Origin of the sequence: Flavobacterium sp. LC2016-12 (assembly GCF_015351595.1) — a bacterium.
Classification (GTDB): domain Bacteria; phylum Bacteroidota; class Bacteroidia; order Flavobacteriales; family Flavobacteriaceae; genus Flavobacterium.
Map to the genome: position 1 here is coordinate 1 of NZ_JADKPT010000030.1, position 419 is coordinate 419.

Sequence of the window (419 nt, forward strand, 5' to 3'; positions counted from 1 at the left end):
GGATCAGGTGCAAAAGTTGGGGATTAAGCAAAAAGATTGGATAATCTGAACAAGAAGAAATCTATTTTTCTCACTCCTCTAAATTGTGCTCTAAATGCTTTTATTTTCGCATTGAAAGATTCAGCCGAAGCATTAGTACTTCTGTTATCAAAATAGTTTAGGATCGACTGGTAGTTAAAAGTTATGCTATTAAGTAAGATATTGAAGTTTTTAAAACCTGATGCCTCTACATTTCTATACCAATGTGCCAGTTTGGTCATAGCAATATGTTTATTATTGTTGTTATTATAAATTCCTCTGAGTTGTTGGCATAAGTTATAAGCTTTCTTTAGATCGGGATATAATTCAAATAAGAGTCGTGCTCTTTGGTTTTGACTTTGGGTCCATTTTTCGCGGGATTTATAAAGCACATATCTGCT

General features: G+C 33.2%; 1 protein-coding gene. It reads right to left on the minus strand.

The window, feature by feature from the left end:
* Positions 1–23: 23 nt before the first annotated feature.
* Positions 24–419, minus strand: a 396-nt coding sequence (locus IRZ99_RS21125) for a transposase (RefSeq protein WP_194659349.1), incomplete at its 5' end; no start/stop codon positions are given.